The organism is Brevundimonas diminuta (assembly GCF_039673845.1).
Classification (GTDB): domain Bacteria; phylum Pseudomonadota; class Alphaproteobacteria; order Caulobacterales; family Caulobacteraceae; genus Brevundimonas; species Brevundimonas diminuta_E.
In genome coordinates, this window is sequence record NZ_JBDJMK010000003.1 from 26,853 (window position 1) to 40,361 (window position 13,509).

At 69.2% G+C, this 13,509-nt stretch carries 15 protein-coding genes and 1 tRNA gene; 7 read left to right on the forward strand and 9 right to left on the reverse strand.

The window, feature by feature from the left end:
- Positions 1–107 precede the first annotated feature (107 nt).
- Positions 108–2,813: an aconitate hydratase AcnA gene (acnA, locus tag ABE454_RS03630; RefSeq protein ID WP_346529172.1), complete on the reverse strand. Its 2,706-nt coding sequence runs from the start codon at positions 2,811–2,813 to the stop codon at positions 108–110.
- A gap of 186 nt (positions 2,814–2,999) precedes the next feature.
- On the opposite strand from acnA, the gene ccmA reads away from it, so the two are divergent.
- Both ccmA and ccmB read left to right on the forward strand, forming a co-directional pair.
- Complete coding sequence (gene ccmA, locus ABE454_RS03635; protein ID WP_346529175.1) at positions 3,000–3,620, forward strand: heme ABC exporter ATP-binding protein CcmA; 621 nt, start codon at positions 3,000–3,002, stop codon at positions 3,618–3,620.
- Positions 3,617–4,282: a heme exporter protein CcmB gene (ccmB, locus tag ABE454_RS03640; RefSeq protein WP_346529178.1), complete on the forward strand. Its 666-nt coding sequence runs from the start codon at positions 3,617–3,619 to the stop codon at positions 4,280–4,282. The genes ccmA and ccmB overlap by 4 nt, the downstream gene beginning before the upstream one ends.
- 149 nt (positions 4,283–4,431) lie before the next feature.
- Here ccmB and ABE454_RS03645 read toward each other — a convergent pair whose 3' ends face one another.
- The 3 genes from ABE454_RS03645 to ABE454_RS03655 are packed head-to-tail and all read right to left on the reverse strand — an operon-like array spanning position 4,432 to position 5,910.
- Entirely contained in the window at positions 4,432–5,049 is a 618-nt protein-coding gene (locus ABE454_RS03645; RefSeq protein WP_346529180.1) for a Smr/MutS family protein, read from the reverse strand.
- Positions 5,050–5,051: 2 nt separating this feature from the next.
- Positions 5,052–5,285 carry a helix-turn-helix domain-containing protein gene (locus tag ABE454_RS03650; protein WP_346529182.1) on the reverse strand — a complete coding sequence of 78 codons (234 nt, stop codon included), beginning with the start codon at positions 5,283–5,285 and terminating at the stop codon, positions 5,052–5,054.
- Positions 5,286–5,310: 25 nt separating this feature from the next.
- The gene (locus tag ABE454_RS03655; RefSeq protein ID WP_346529184.1) at positions 5,311–5,910 is read right to left on the reverse strand and encodes a DUF2975 domain-containing protein; all 600 of its coding nucleotides are present in this window, start codon (positions 5,908–5,910) and stop codon (positions 5,311–5,313) included.
- Between the two features lie 442 nt (positions 5,911–6,352).
- Here ABE454_RS03655 and rdgB point away from each other — a divergent pair, with 442 nt between their 5' ends.
- Both rdgB and hemW read left to right on the forward strand, forming a co-directional pair.
- A complete protein-coding gene (rdgB, locus tag ABE454_RS03660; protein WP_346529185.1) occupies positions 6,353–6,955 on the forward strand; it encodes an RdgB/HAM1 family non-canonical purine NTP pyrophosphatase in 603 nt (200 codons plus the stop codon).
- Positions 6,948–8,141, forward strand: a complete 1,194-nt coding sequence (hemW, locus tag ABE454_RS03665) for a radical SAM family heme chaperone HemW (protein WP_346529187.1) — start codon at positions 6,948–6,950, stop codon at positions 8,139–8,141. The genes rdgB and hemW overlap by 8 nt, the downstream gene beginning before the upstream one ends.
- Positions 8,142–8,155: 14 nt before the next feature.
- Here the strand turns inward: hemW and ABE454_RS03670 are convergent.
- From ABE454_RS03670 to hemC, 3 genes are all read right to left on the reverse strand, one after another.
- A tRNA-Thr gene (locus ABE454_RS03670) sits at positions 8,156–8,231 on the reverse strand.
- Between the two features lie 47 nt (positions 8,232–8,278).
- Positions 8,279–8,974, reverse strand: a complete 696-nt coding sequence (locus tag ABE454_RS03675; protein ID WP_346529189.1) for a uroporphyrinogen-III synthase — start codon at positions 8,972–8,974, stop codon at positions 8,279–8,281.
- 4 nt (positions 8,975–8,978) lie between these two features.
- Positions 8,979–9,923, reverse strand: coding sequence for a hydroxymethylbilane synthase (gene hemC, locus ABE454_RS03680; protein WP_346529191.1), 945 nt, complete (start codon positions 9,921–9,923; stop codon positions 8,979–8,981).
- 53 nt (positions 9,924–9,976) lie between these two features.
- Here hemC and tsaD point away from each other — a divergent pair, with 53 nt between their 5' ends.
- Genes tsaD through ABE454_RS03695 form a run of 3 tightly spaced genes read left to right on the forward strand, consistent with a single transcriptional unit; the run spans position 9,977 to position 12,596 of the window.
- The gene (tsaD, locus tag ABE454_RS03685; protein WP_346529703.1) at positions 9,977–11,167 is read left to right on the forward strand and encodes a tRNA (adenosine(37)-N6)-threonylcarbamoyltransferase complex transferase subunit TsaD; all 1,191 of its coding nucleotides are present in this window, start codon (positions 9,977–9,979) and stop codon (positions 11,165–11,167) included.
- Positions 11,168–11,208: 41 nt separating this feature from the next.
- A complete protein-coding gene (locus ABE454_RS03690) occupies positions 11,209–12,207 on the forward strand; it encodes an NAD(P)H-dependent glycerol-3-phosphate dehydrogenase (RefSeq protein ID WP_346529193.1) in 999 nt (332 codons plus the stop codon).
- Positions 12,207–12,596: a Rieske (2Fe-2S) protein gene (locus ABE454_RS03695; protein WP_346529196.1), complete on the forward strand. Its 390-nt coding sequence runs from the start codon at positions 12,207–12,209 to the stop codon at positions 12,594–12,596. The genes ABE454_RS03690 and ABE454_RS03695 overlap by 1 nt, the downstream gene beginning before the upstream one ends.
- A gap of 194 nt (positions 12,597–12,790) precedes the next feature.
- Here the strand turns inward: ABE454_RS03695 and ABE454_RS03700 are convergent, their stop codons facing one another.
- Together ABE454_RS03700 and ABE454_RS03705 are read right to left on the reverse strand one after the other, a co-directional pair.
- Positions 12,791–12,949: a hypothetical protein gene (locus ABE454_RS03700; RefSeq protein WP_346529198.1), complete on the reverse strand. Its 159-nt coding sequence runs from the start codon at positions 12,947–12,949 to the stop codon at positions 12,791–12,793.
- 87 nt (positions 12,950–13,036) lie between these two features.
- Positions 13,037–13,501: a phasin family protein gene (locus ABE454_RS03705; protein ID WP_346529201.1), complete on the reverse strand. Its 465-nt coding sequence runs from the start codon at positions 13,499–13,501 to the stop codon at positions 13,037–13,039.
- Positions 13,502–13,509 lie beyond the last annotated feature (8 nt).

A 13,509-nucleotide genomic window follows, 5' to 3' on the forward strand; every position in this document is an offset into this window, starting at 1 on the left:
ATGCATTGGCGTCAGTACAAATTGTCCGACCAATGAAAAAGGCCGGCGGATCGCTCCGCCGGCCTTCATTCTTGTCGGTCTATCGCGCTTTTGCGCTGCTTGAGACCCTACTTCGCTTCGCCGCGCGCCAGATTGCGCAGGACGTAAGGCATGACGCCGCCGGCCTTGAAGTAGTCCAGCTCCGTCTGGTTATCGATGCGGCAGCGGACCGGGAAGCGGGCCATCTTGCCGTCCGACGGACGGAACATTTCGACCCACAGGTCCTGACGCGGCTTCAGCTTGCCGATGTTGGCGTCGGTCAGGCCGCGGATGGTGACGATCTCCTCGCCGGTCAGGCCCAGCTTCTGCCAGCCGTCTTCCTTGAACTGCAGCGGGACGACGCCCATGCCGACCAGGTTCGAGCGGTGGATGCGCTCATAGCTTTCGGCGATGACGGCGCGGACGCCCAGCAGGCGGGTGCCCTTGGCCGCCCAGTCGCGCGACGAACCGGTGCCGTATTCCTTGCCGGCGAAGACGACCAGCGGACGGCCTTCCGACTGGTAACGCATGGCCGCATCGTAGATCGACATCGTCTCTTCCGAGGGGAAGTGCTTGGTGACGCCGCCCTCGATGTCGGGGGTGATGCGGTTGCGGATGCGGATGTTGGCGAAGGTGCCGCGCATCATGACTTCGTGGTTGCCGCGGCGGGCGCCGTAGCTGTTGAAGTCCAGGGCGTCGACCCCGTGGTTGGTCAGGTACTGACCGGCGGGCGAGGCCTTCTTGATCGAACCGGCCGGGCTGATGTGGTCGGTGGTGATCGAGTCGCCGAAGATGCCCAGGATGCGCGCCTCGACGATGTCGGTGACCGGAGCGGGCTCCATGGTCAGACCCTCGAAGTAGGGCGGGTTCTGAACGTAGGTCGAGGTGTCTTCCCACTCATAGGTCTGACCGCCGGTGACGGCGATCGCCTGCCAGTGCTCGTCGCCCTTGAAGACGTCGGCGTAGCGCTTGGCGAACATCTTGGGCGTGACCGACTTCTTCTGGATGGCGGCGATCTCCTGCGAGGTCGGCCACACGTCCTTCAGGAAGACGTCATTGCCCTTCTTGTCCTTGCCGATCGGCTCCTTGGTGATGTCGATGCGCATCGAACCGGCCAGGGCGTAGGCGACGACCAGCGGCGGCGAGGCCAGGTAGTTGGCCTGGACGTCCGGGTTCACCCGGCCTTCGAAGTTGCGGTTGCCCGACAGCACAGAGGTGGCGACCAGGGCGTTGTCGTTGATGGCCTTGGACACGGCCGGGTCCAGCGGGCCCGAGTTGCCGATGCAGGTGGTGCAGCCATAGCCGACCAGGTTGAAGCCCAGGGCGTCCAGGTCCTTCTGCAGACCGGCGTCGGTCAGATAGTCGGTGACGACCTGCGAACCGGGCGCCAGCGAGGTCTTGACCCACGGCTTGGGCTTCAGGCCCAGCGCATGGGCCTTGCGCGCCACCAGACCGGCGGCGATCAGGACCGACGGGTTGGAGGTGTTGGTGCACGACGTGATGGCGGCGATCACCACATCGCCGTCGCCGATGTCGAAATCTTCGCCTTCCACGGCGAAGCGCGGGGCGTCGGCGGGACGGTTGAAGGTGCCGGTCAGGTGGCCTTCGAACTCAGGGGCGGCGGTGGTCAGTTCAACGCGATCCTGCGGACGCTTCGGACCGGCCAGCGACGGCACGACCGTCGAGATGTCCAGCTCCAGAACGTCGGTGAAGATCGGGTCTTCGGACTCTTCGTCGATCCACAGGCCCTGCGCCTTGGCGTAGGCTTCGACCAGGGCGACGCGCGCCTTCTCGCGGCCGGTGGCCGTCAGATAGTCGATGGTGGCCTGCGACACGGGGAAGAAGCCGCAGGTTGCGCCGTATTCCGGGGCCATGTTGGCGATGGTGGCCTGGTCCTCGATGGTCATGCCGGCGATGGCGGGACCGAAGAATTCCACGAACTTGCCGACCACGCCCTTCTTGCGCAGCATCTGGGTGACGGTCAGCACCAGGTCGGTGGCCGTCGCGCCTTCCGGCAGCTTGCCCGTCAGCTTGAAGCCGATGACTTCGGGGATCAGCATCGGGATCGGCTGGCCCAGCATGGCGGCCTCGGCCTCGATGCCGCCGACGCCCCAGCCCAGAACGGCCAGACCGTTGATCATGGTGGTGTGGCTGTCGGTGCCGACCACGGTGTCGGGATAGGCGACGGTCTTGCGGCCTTCCTCGGCGGTCCAGACGGTCTGGGCCAGGTTCTCCAGGTTCACCTGGTGGCAGATGCCGGTGCCGGGCGGCACGACGCGGAAGTTGTTGAAGGCCGACGAGCCCCAGCGCAGGAAGTTGTAGCGCTCGATGTTGCGCTCATACTCGCGCTCGACGTTCTGGTTGAACGCCTGGGCGTTGCCGAAGTGGTCGACCATGACCGAGTGGTCGATGACCAGATCGACCGGGACCAGCGGGTTGATCTTCTTGGCGTCGGCGCCGAGCTTGTCCATCGCGTCGCGCATGGCGGCCAGGTCGACGACCGCCGGAACGCCAGTGAAGTCCTGCATCAGCACGCGGGCCGGACGGAAGGCGATCTCGTGCTCGACGGCGCCCTTGTTCTCGATCCAGGCGGCGACGGCCTTCAGGTCGGCTTCGGTGACGGAGACGCCGTCTTCGTTACGCAGCAGGTTCTCGAGAAGCACCTTCATCGAGCGCGGCAGACGGGAAATCCCGGCCAGACCGGCTTCCTCGGCGGCGGGAAGGCTGTAATAGGCGTATTTCTTGCGCCCGACCGCGAGGTCCTGGCGGGTCTTGAGGCTGTCAATCGACGGCATGGAGAGTAGTCCTCTGACAAACGCCGCCCGACAATTCGGTTGCGCCTTCGCGCGCTGGACGTCGGGGCGCACAGGTCCCCGGCGCGCGCGGCGAAAGCCTGCTGCGGCGAATGCGCATATAGTCCCGCGCGCGAGGGCCGTCCATGTATCCACACCCTTGACGTGGACATTGAGAGAGACTCGCAAATGCTGACCCGTCTCGGCATCGCGGCCTTAAGCCTGTCGCGCGGCGAACGGCGGCTGTTCAACGAACTGTCTTTCAGCCTGTCGGCGGGCGAGGCGGCGGCCCTGACCGGGGCCAATGGCGCGGGCAAGACCAGTCTGCTGCGCGCCGTGGCGGGCTTCATCCGGCCCGATGCGGGCACGGTCGTTTTTCATGATGCAAACGGTGCGATGGAGGCCGAGACGGCCCGGCGCGCGGCGCTGCACCTGCTGGGCCACCACGAGGGGCTGAAGCCCCAGCGCACGGCGCGGCAGGAACTGGGCTTTCAGGTCGAATGGCTGGGCGGATCAGGCGACGCGATGGACGCGGCCGTCGAACGGCTGAAGCTGGCGCCTCTGCTGGATCTGGAGACGCGCAAGCTGTCGGCGGGGCAGAGGCGACGGCTGTCGCTGGCCCGTCTGGTCGCCGCCCCGCGCGCCCTGTGGCTGCTGGACGAGCCGCTGGCGCCGCTGGACGAGGCATGGCGCGGCGTCGCCGCCGAACTGATGGCTGAACATCTGGCGGGCGGGGGGATGATCCTGGCCGCCGTGCACGACCCCCTGCCCGTTCCGGCCCGTCCTCTTGATCTTGGAGGCGTGCGATGAAGGCCGTCCGCGCCCTGTTCGCGCGCGAGCTGTCGCTGGCCTGGGGCGGCGGCGGCGGGCCGTTGCTGGCCTGCGGCTTCCTGCTGTGCCTGACGGCCATCCTGCCGCTGGCGGCGGGGGGCGATCCGCGCGTTCTGGCCCCGGCGGCCTCGGGGGCCAGCTGGATGGCGCTGGCGCTGGCCTCCCTGCTGTCGCTGGAGCGGATGTTCGAGCGTGATCTGGAGGACGGGGCGATGGACCTGCTGGCGACGGGCCCACTGCCGCTGGAGGCGACGGTGGGGATCAAGGCGCTGGCGCAATGGCTGGCGACGGGCCTGCCGCTGGCGCTGGCCGCCCCGGTCGCGGCGCTGGCGCTGGGCCAGCCGCCGGAGCTGATCGTGCTGACCGGCGCCTCGGCGGCGCTGGGCGGGCTGGGGTTCGCCTTCACCGGGGCGCTGGGCGCGGCGCTGGCGCTGGGCGCCCGACGCGGAGGTCTGCTGATCGCCGTGGTGGTGCTGCCGCTGTTCATCCCGCCGGTGGTGTTCGGAGCGGGCGCCCTGACCCGCGCCGCCAATGCTCAGAGCCCGGCCTCGGCGCTGGCCCTGCTGGGCGCCTATGTCCTATTTGCGCTGGTGATCGCGCCGGTTGCGGGCGCGGCGGCGGTCAGGAACGCGCAGGGCTGATCCGCCTCTTCCCGCTCATCCCGGCGGACGCCGGGACCCAGTGCTTTGGCTTCATTCTCGGGGCTTGGGTTTAGTCGATCTTTGAACGACGAGCGGGGGGGTCTTACTGGGCCCCGGCGTCCGCCGGGGTGAGCGGAACATTGAAGAATTCAGCGCCCCTTCAGCGTCACATACAGCGCGCCATCGCCGCCGTGGCGCTGATGGGCCGAGGCGAAGCCGGACACGACGCCGCGCAGATGCGGCCCCGTCAGCCATTCATGCACCGAGGCGCGGATGATGCCGCCGCCCCGCCTGCCCTGCCCGGTGATGACCAGCACCGAGCGCAGGCCGCGCATCTGGCAGCCGATCAGGAAGCCGCGCAGCTGATCCTCGGCCTCGAACCGCCCGAAGCCGTGCAGGTCGATGCGCGCCTCGATCGGATCGCGTTCGCGCGACAGGCGGCGCTGGCGGCGCGGCTCCAGTTCTTCGGGCGCGGACCGGGGCCTCAGCGCGGCGGTCTTTGATGAAGGCGGCGTCGTCGCCCGTCCGGCCGAGGCGGGCGTCAGAGCGGCCTCGCGCTTCTTGCCCGCCACGCCGCGCAGGGGCGGGGCCGCCACGGACGGCGGTTCATCGGGGGTCGGCAGGACGGCGCCTGGCGTCACCCGCGCGGCCTTGCGATAGGCGGGCGGCGTTACGGTCGAGGTCACACGGCGCCAGATGCGCGTGTCGTCCTCGGCGGTCGCGGATGCGGCTTTCGGCGGCCCCTTGCCGGAAGGGGGGCGGGCCACCCTCAGTCCCCGTCGTCGAAGGCGGCCGGAGGGCCGGGCTCATGGATCAACAGGTCGCCGGGCTGGCAGTCCAGTTCGCGGCACAGGGCGTCCAGGGTGGTGAAGCGCACGGCGCGCGCCTTGCCGGTCTTGAGGATCGACAGATTGGCGACGGTCACGCCGACGCGGTCGGCGAGTTCCGTCAGCGACATGCGCCGCTGGGCGAGAATACGGTCAAGTTGGACGCGGATGGCCATGGCGAATGCTTCTAGCGTGTCCCGGTCAGATCGTCAGTTCGGATTCGCGGCGAAGGCGCGCGCCCTCGCGGAACACCTCGGCCAGAACAAAGACGACCAGCACGGAAAAGACGGGGGTGAGCAGGTCGCTGATCCCCTGCGGCTCCATGACGCCGGGCGCGAGACGGGACGCGACCAGCCCCTGCACGATCCACACCCCGCCGGTGACGACGGCCAGGATCAGGCCGATCTGGCGCAGGCGGCGCACATTGTCCGGCTGGAACGGATCGCCCAGCGTCAGGGTGCGGAAGATCTTGCGTAGATACCGCAGTATGATCAGGAAGCCGCCGAAATAGGCGCTCAGGGCGCCCAGGCCGAACAGCAGCAGCGGGCGCGTCAACGGCATCTCGCGGCCGTCCGTGCCGTCGGACACGGTGACGTTCAGATTGTCGACGGGAATGAAGATGGACGCGATCCACAGCGCTAGCAGCAGGCTGGTCAGCAGGATCATCAGCACATAGGCGACGTCCAGCGCGATCTTCAGGATGCTGGCGACCGAACCGGGGCCGATGGTCCGCAGATTGGGCGCGCGCAGAGAAGACGCTCTCGGCTTCCCGGCGGATTTCATGTTCGGGAAGCGGATCATGATCGCATCTCAGGCCGGAGGGTGAGGCGCCGTCGCCGTGGCGGGTCCGGCCGACCCGCGCACGGCTCTATTCTTTCCGGCGTTCATGGCGATCGTCAAAGCCCCCCTCGAACCTTTGAGCGATCAGAGGCTCTGGATGACCAGGGCGATCGCCGCGGCGGGCAGGGCGGCCAGAAGGAAGGCGTTGCCCAGGCTGTGGGCCAGGCGGTCGAGGAAGTTGGTGGTGCGCATCGCTTGCATGTGGCTATCTCCATCAATGCACATTTTTTGTGCAATTCTGCTGCGCCGCTGGATTTATGTTGCAGAATGTTTCCTGCATGTGAACGGTGCGGCCCGTCGTTCTTGAAAATGAAGATAGGTTGTGCGCCGCAAAATGCCAACTTACATATCGTTTAACGATGTTACCATTTCGCAATGGATCGGACAGGACTAAGGTCGCGCCATGAATCTCAAGCTGATCAAGGGGATGCGGCTCGTCGCCGCCACCCACAATCCGGGCAAGGCGCGCGAGATCGAGGCGCTGCTGGATGGACATTACCGGATCGTCACGGCCGGAGAGCTGAATCTGCCCGAGCCGGAAGAGACTGAAAGCACCTTCGCCGGCAACGCCATGCTGAAGGCGCGCCACGCCGCCCAGGTCTCGGGCGAGGTCGCACTGGCCGATGACTCCGGCCTGTCGGTCGCCGCGCTGGACGGGGCGCCCGGCATATTTTCCGCCCGCTGGGCCGGGCCGGACAAGGACTTCGCCCTGGCCATGCAGAAGGTCGAGGAGCGGCTGCAGGAAACCGGCTCGACCGATCGCTCCGCCTGGTTCACCTCGGCCCTGGCGGTGGCCTGGCCGGACGGCCCCTGCGTGGTGGTCGAGGGCCGGGTCGACGGCCAGCTGGTCTTCCCGCCGCGCGGCGACGGCGGCCACGGCTATGACCCGGTCTTCCAGCCCGAAGGCTCCGACAAGACCTTCGCCGAGATGGACGCCGCCGAAAAGGACGCCGTCAGTCACCGCGGCCGCGCCTTCGACCGCCTGAAGGCGGCGCTGATTGACTGAGACGCGCGCTCTTTCGCCCGCCGACCAGTCGACGGGCGACGGGGGGCCCTCCTCCATCGCCCTCTATCTCCACTGGCCATACTGCGCGCGGATCTGCCCCTATTGCGACTTCAACGTGGTGCGCGACCGGGGGCGCCGCGACCAGCAGGCGCGTCTGGCCGCTGCCATCATGGCGGACATGGAGGCGCAGGCGTCCCTGACCGGCCCGCGCCGTCTGGCCTCGATCTTTTTCGGCGGCGGCACCCCCTCCCTGATGGCGCCCGAAGCCGTGGCGGCGGTCATCGCGCGCGCCAAGGCGCTGTTTCCGCCGCAGGATGAGATCGAAATCACCCTTGAGGCCAATCCGACCGACGCGGAGGCCGGTCGCTACGCCGCCCTGGCTGACGCCGGGATCAACCGCCTGTCGATGGGGGTGCAGTCGTTCGACGACGACGCCCTGACATTCCTGGGCCGCGACCATTCGGCCGCAGAGGCCCGCCGGGCCATCGATCTGGCGGCCCGCGCCTTTCCGCGCCTGTCGATCGACCTGATCTACGCCCGCCCCGGCCAGAGCGTCGCCGACTGGCGGGCTGAACTGACCGCCGCCCTCGGCATGGGGTTCGAGCACGTCTCGCCCTATCAACTGACCATAGAGGGCACGACCGCCTTCGGCCGGGCCGTGGCGCGCGGCGCCTGGTCCCCGCCGGACGAAGATCTGGCCGCCGCCCTCTATGAAGCGACGCAGGACACGCTCGAGGCCGCCGGATTCGAGGCCTATGAAGTCTCCAACCACGCTCGCGACATCGCGGCCCGCTCCAGCCACAACCTGCACGTCTGGCGCGGCGGCGACTATCTGGGCCTCGGCCCCGGCGCCCACGGCCGGATCACCCTACCGCAAGGCCGCACCGCCACCGTCGCCGAACGCCGCATCGACGACTATATCGCCGGCGTCGCCGCCGGAACGCCCTGGGCTGAGCGCGACCTTCTCAGCCCGACGGACGCCGATGAGGAACACGTTCTGCTAGGCCTGCGCACGGTCGAGGGCGTCCCCCTGCCGGTGCTGGAGCGCCTTGGACTATCGACGGCCGAAGGCCCGCTGGCCGACATGATGGACGACGGCTTCGTCCACCTGACCGAAAACCGCATCGCCGCCACAGCCGCAGGCCGCCCCCTGCTGGACGCCATCCTGAAGGCCTTGCTTACCTGAAATGCAGGAAAAAATGGTGCCGCTTAGGTGACTCGAACACCTGACCCCCTCATTACGAATGAGGTGCTCTACCAGCTGAGCTAAAGCGGCCCCGGCGTCGTCCGCGTATGGAGGCGTGAACGAGCGAGGAGGGCTCTTTATACGGGAGCGGCAGGCTTGCCAAGAGCCGATAGCATCCCCGGTTCATCAGGGGCGGCGGCGATGCGGATTTGCGCGAAATCGAAGGGGCGCAGGGGGGCGGCGGCTGCTTCGGAGATGCAGATGGCGATGCGGCCGGATGAGGCGGCGCGCGGCAGGTCGGCGGCCAGCGCCCGGGCGGCGCGGGGGGAGTGGAGCATGACCGCGTCGAAAAGTTCGGGGGCGGGCGTGTGGGTCTCGAAGGCGGCGTAGACGGGCAGGCGCTGGACCGGGCGGTCGGGCAGCAGGGCGGGCAGGTCGCCCGCCGGTTCGCGCGCGCCGGGGGCCAGCAGGGGACCGGGCGGCGCTTCGGCGGCGATCAGGCGGGCCAGGGCGTGGATGTCGCCGGAGGCTGAGCGCACGTCGGCGAAGCCCGCGGCGCGGGCGGCTTCGGCGGTGGCGTCGCCGACGGCGAAGACTGGATGATTGCTGAAACGCGGGATCAGCGGGGCGAAGGCCTCGACGCCGTTGGGGCTGGTCAAGGCGAGGGCGGCGACGGCGTCAGGCTCGGGCGCGGCGTCGAGGGCGCCGGGCAGGGGGGCGAGCGTCAGCAAAGGGACGACGAGCGGGGTGAAGCCAAGAGCTGTCAGCCGGTCCGCAGTGCGGGCGGCGCCCGGCTCGGCGCGCGTGACCCAGACGCGGCGGATCGGCGTCATCGTTCTAAAGCGCGATCTTCTGGTCGCCGGCAACGGCCTGAATCTGGCCGCCGAGGTCGAGGCCGAGGGCGCGGGCGGCGGCGTGATCAACGTCTGCAGCGATATCGCCCGAGCGGGTCCAGCGGCTCGACCCGTCGGGGCTGAGCATTTCGGTGCTGAGATGCAGGCGGCCGTCGGCGATGTGGGCGTAGGCCCCGATGGCGGTGCGGCAGGAGCCTTCCAGCGCGGCCATGGCCCCGCGCTCGGTGGCGACGGCGAGCGCGGTAGGGGCGTGGTTCAGGGCGCGGGTCCAGGCGGCGTCGACATCGCCCTCGCGCGTCTGCAGGGCCAGGGCGCCCTGGCCCGGCGCGGGCAGGAAGGCGTCCAGCGGCAGGCGCTGGCGGATGACGTCGCCGAGGCCGAGGCGGTTGAGGCCTGAACAGGCCAGCAGGATGGCGTCGAAGTCGCCGTCGCGCAGCCGCTTCAGCCGGGTGTCGACGTTGCCGCGCAGCATCTCGATGTTCAGATCGGGGCGCAGGGCCAGCGCCTGCGCCTGACGCCGCAGGGAGGCGGTGCCGAAGCGGGCGCCCTGCGGCAGGTCGGCGAAAGTGGCGTAATGGTCGCTGATGAAGGCGTCGCGGGGGTCTTCGCGTTCGGGCACTGCGGCGATGGCGAGGCCCGAGGGCTGTTCGGCGGGAACGTCCTTCATCGAGTGGACGGCGACGTCGACGCGGCCGTCCAGCAGGGCCTCCTCGATCTCCTTGGTGAACAGGGCCTTGCCGCCGATTTCGAGCAGGCGGCGGTCCTGAATGCGGTCGCCGGTGGTGACGATCTCGACCAGGGGAACAAGGGTTTCGACCTCGGCGTCGGGCACGCCCAGCGCGCGGCCGATGGCGCGCTGCATCATGCCGGACTGGGCCAGAGCCAGGCGCGAACGCCGGGTGCCGATGCGCAGAAGGGGTTCAGTCAAGTCGGGTCGCCGTTGCGAAAGGGGGGGCGGGTCGCTAACTCCGCCCAATGAAGATGGACGCGGACTATAGCAGGGCGGCGGACGGGGCAACCGAACGCGGGTCGGACGGTTTGACCGTGCTGGGGCTCGAGACCAGCTGCGACGAGACCGCCGCCTCGGTGGTGCGACTGTCGGCGGCGGGCGCCGAGGTGCTGTCCAGCGTCATCCACAGCCAGATCGACGATCATGCGGCCTATGGCGGGGTGGTGCCGGAAATCGCCGCCCGCAGCCATGTGGAGATGATCGACGGCGTGACGCGTCGGGCCATGGCCGAGGCCGGGCTGGACTGGAGCGCGCTGGACGGCGTGGCGGCGACGGCGGGGCCGGGCCTGGTCGGCGGGGTCATGGTGGGCCTGTCCTACGGCAAGGCGGCGGCGCTGGCGCGGGGGTTGCCTCTGATCGCGGTAAACCATCTGGAAGGCCATGCGGTGTCGGCGCGGCTGGGGGCGGAGACGAGCTATCCCTTCCTGCTGCTGCTGGTGTCGGGCGGGCATTGCCAGCTCTTGGAAGTGCGCGGCATCGGCGACATGAGCCGTCTGGGCACGACCATCGACGATGCGGCGGGCGAGGCCTTCGACAAGATCGCCAAGGCCATGGGGCTGGGCTATCCGGGCGGCCCGGCGCTGGAGAAGCTGGCGGCGTCGGGCGACGGGTCGCGGTTCGAACTGCCGCGCGCCCTGGTGGGGCGCAAGGACTGCGACTTCTCCTTCTCTGGGCTGAAGACGGCGGCCTCGCGTCTGGCCCAGACCTGCGAGACGGAGCAGGATCGGGCGGATCTGGCCGATGCGGTGCAGAAGGCGATCGCGCGCCAGCTGGCCGAACGCACCGAGCGGGCGATGAAGGATTACGCCGAGGCGCATCCGGAACTCGCTGACGGCGCCTTCAAGCAGCCGAGCGCCGCGCGCGAGGCGGTAGGGCAAAAAGAAAGACTGTTCGTGGTGGCCGGTGGTGTCGCCGCCAACAAGACGATCCGGCGGACGCTGGAGGATCTGGCGACGAAACACGGCTTCGCCTTTTTGGCGCCGCCGATGGCTTATTGCACCGACAATGCGGCGATGATTGCACTGGCGGGGGCTGAACGACTGGAAAAAGGGCTGACCTCAGACATTGATGTCGCGGCCCGGCCACGATGGCCTCTGGACGAGACGCGCGCGAGCGTTGATCCTGTGCACAAGAAAACGGGCCGCAAGGGCGCCAAGGCTTGAATAGCCTGACGCTCGGCGGGGGTCGGGGGACCGGAGAAGACATGGAATTTCATACGGCAGGCGTAATTGGCGGCGGCGCCTGGGGCACGGCTCTGGCGCAGAGCGCGGCGGCGGCGGGTCTGGCCGTCATCCTGCAGGCGCGCGAGCCCGAGGTGATCGAGAGCATCCGCACGCGGCGGGTCAACGAAGCCTTCCTGCCGGGGATCGAGCTGGATTCGGCCATCAACGTGACGTCGGACCTGGCCGACCTGGCGGACTGCGACCTGATTTTGGCGGTTCCGCCGGCCCAGCACATGCGGGCGACGTTGCAGGCCTTTGCGCCCCATGCCCGGCCGGGGCTGCCGATCATTCTGTGCTCCAAGGGCATTGAGCGCGGCTCGCTGAAGCTGATGACCGATGTGCTGGCCGAGACGATCCCGTCGGCCACGGCCGCCGTGCTGTCGGGGCCGAGCTTCGCCGCCGAGGTGGCGCGGGGTCTGCCCAGCGCCGTGACGCTGGCCTGCGCCGATGCGGCGATGGCCGAGGCGCTGGCGGGCGCCCTGTCGGGGCCGGTCTTCCGGCCCTATTACGCCGACGACCTGATCGGGGCCGAGACGGGCGGGGCGTTGAAGAATGTGCTGGCCATCGCCTGCGGCATCGTCGAGGGCCGCGAACTGGGCCGCAGCGCCCATGCGGCCGTCATCACCCGCGGCTATGCCGAGATCGTCCGCGTCGCCACAGCTCTGGGCGGCAAGGCGGAGACGGTGGCGGGGTTGTGCGGGGTCGGCGATCTGGTGCTGACCTGCTCCAGCCCGCAGTCGCGCAACATGAGCCTGGGTCTGGCGCTGGGACAGGGCCTCAGCGTCGAACAGGCGCTGGAGGGCAAGCGTTCGGTGGCCGAGGGTTATGAGAGCGCGCCCGCCGTGCGCGAACTGACCCGCAAACTGGGCGTCGACACGCCCATCTGCGAGGCGACGGCGGCGGTGCTGGCGGGCGAACTGACGGTGGATCAGGCGATTGAGAGCCTGATGAGCCGCCCGCTGAAGCCCGAGCGCGAATAGTGGCGCAAGAGGGCCCGGCGCCTGAGACGCAGGAGCGCAAGCGGGTCTGGAAGACGCCGCCGAACGTGGCCCTGTGTCTGGAGGCGGATATCGCCGATCCCGGCTCGCGCGGTTTCGTGCTGCAGATCGGCGAGGCCTTCTTCCACGGCTTTGTCGTGAAGAAGGACGGTCAGGTCGCGGGCTGGGTGGATCGCTGCCCGCACGCGGGCTTTCCCATCGCGATGGAGCTGGACCGTTATCTGACGCCGGACGGGTCGCTGATCCTGTGCGGCTGGCACGGGGCGGCGTTCGAGCCGCTGTCGGGCGCCTGCGTCGCCGGACCCTGCGCGGGCGGCAAGCTGACGCCGTGGCCGGTCGAGGCGCGGGGTGGAGTCATCCGCACGGCGTAAGGGGCGGAGTTGTCGCGCCCTCATCGCGCGCTCCAATGTTGCCGTCATCCTCGGGCTTGACCCGAGGATCCAGCTTTCGGCTCTGCTTCGTTCAGAGGGACGGCGAAGGCGCTCCCAACGGATGCCCGTCGCGCGCTGTCTCTGGATCCTCGGGTCAAGCCCGAGGATGACGGCGAAGTGAGAGAGGGGTCGCCCTATTTCTTCGGGACCAGCTTGGGGTCTTTGGTGAAGGCGTCGTCGACCTCGTCCTCAGTGATCCGTTTGGACGGGTCGCCCGGCTGATTGAGGTTCTGTTCCTCAGTGCCGTCGCCCATCATGCCGGGATGGGGGTCTTTGGGATCCTTGTCGGCCATCGTCGCGTCCTTTGCATGGATGCAAGGGCAATCCGGCGAAGCGGCTGGGCGTTCCATCACGCCCGCGCGAGCCGGTCTGAGCCGCGTTCAGCGCTTCAGGCGACGGGCGTTGGCGGTGGCCTTGGCGTGGACCGGCGCCATGGCTTGTCCCTGCGCCTTCAGCGCGGCGCCGTAGAAGGACCAGCCGTCGCGCATCGCCCGGCTCCAGGCGCCCATGGCCCAGTCGGTCTGGGCGGCGGCGAAGGCGAAGGGGGTGTCGGCGCGCGCCAGTCTGGCCATGCAGTCGGCGGCCTCGGCCCCTTCGCGCGCAGCCATGCGGCCCGCCCGCTGGCTCAGGTCCATCGCCCCGGCGAAGGCCGCCCCGGCCGAGGCCGTCATGGCCTCGACCTTTTCGACGCCCATCCGGCCCAGCTCGGCGTGGTCGGCGCGCAGCGGATCAGCCATGGCCTCGCCCATGATGCCCAGCCGCCGCGTGATGACGGCGGCCGAGGCCTCGGCCAGTTCCTGACCGGCCTGGGCGTTGCGCAGGGCGTTGCGGGCGGTCTTCTGCATGGGGCTCA

Excerpts from the sequence above, each read along its gene's own strand:
- acnA (WP_346529172.1), bottom strand. The coding sequence starts at position 2,813 with ATGCCGTCGATTGACAGCCTCAAGACCCGCCAGGACCTCGCGGTCGGG.
- ccmA (WP_346529175.1), top strand. The coding sequence starts at position 3,000 with ATGCTGACCCGTCTCGGCATCGCGGCCTTAAGCCTGTCGCGCGGCGAA.
- ccmB (WP_346529178.1), top strand. The coding sequence starts at position 3,617 with ATGAAGGCCGTCCGCGCCCTGTTCGCGCGCGAGCTGTCGCTGGCCTGG.
- ABE454_RS03650 (WP_346529182.1), bottom strand. The coding sequence starts at position 5,285 with ATGGCCATCCGCGTCCAACTTGACCGTATTCTCGCCCAGCGGCGCATG.
- ABE454_RS03655 (WP_346529184.1), bottom strand. The coding sequence starts at position 5,910 with ATGATCCGCTTCCCGAACATGAAATCCGCCGGGAAGCCGAGAGCGTCT.
- rdgB (WP_346529185.1), top strand. The coding sequence starts at position 6,353 with ATGAATCTCAAGCTGATCAAGGGGATGCGGCTCGTCGCCGCCACCCAC.
- ABE454_RS03675 (WP_346529189.1), bottom strand. The coding sequence starts at position 8,974 with ATGACGCCGATCCGCCGCGTCTGGGTCACGCGCGCCGAGCCGGGCGCC.
- tsaD (WP_346529703.1), top strand. The coding sequence starts at position 9,977 with ATGGACGCGGACTATAGCAGGGCGGCGGACGGGGCAACCGAACGCGGG.
- ABE454_RS03690 (WP_346529193.1), top strand. The coding sequence starts at position 11,209 with ATGGAATTTCATACGGCAGGCGTAATTGGCGGCGGCGCCTGGGGCACG.
- ABE454_RS03700 (WP_346529198.1), bottom strand. The coding sequence starts at position 12,949 with ATGGCCGACAAGGATCCCAAAGACCCCCATCCCGGCATGATGGGCGAC.
- ABE454_RS03705 (WP_346529201.1), bottom strand. The coding sequence starts at position 13,501 with ATGCAGAAGACCGCCCGCAACGCCCTGCGCAACGCCCAGGCCGGTCAG.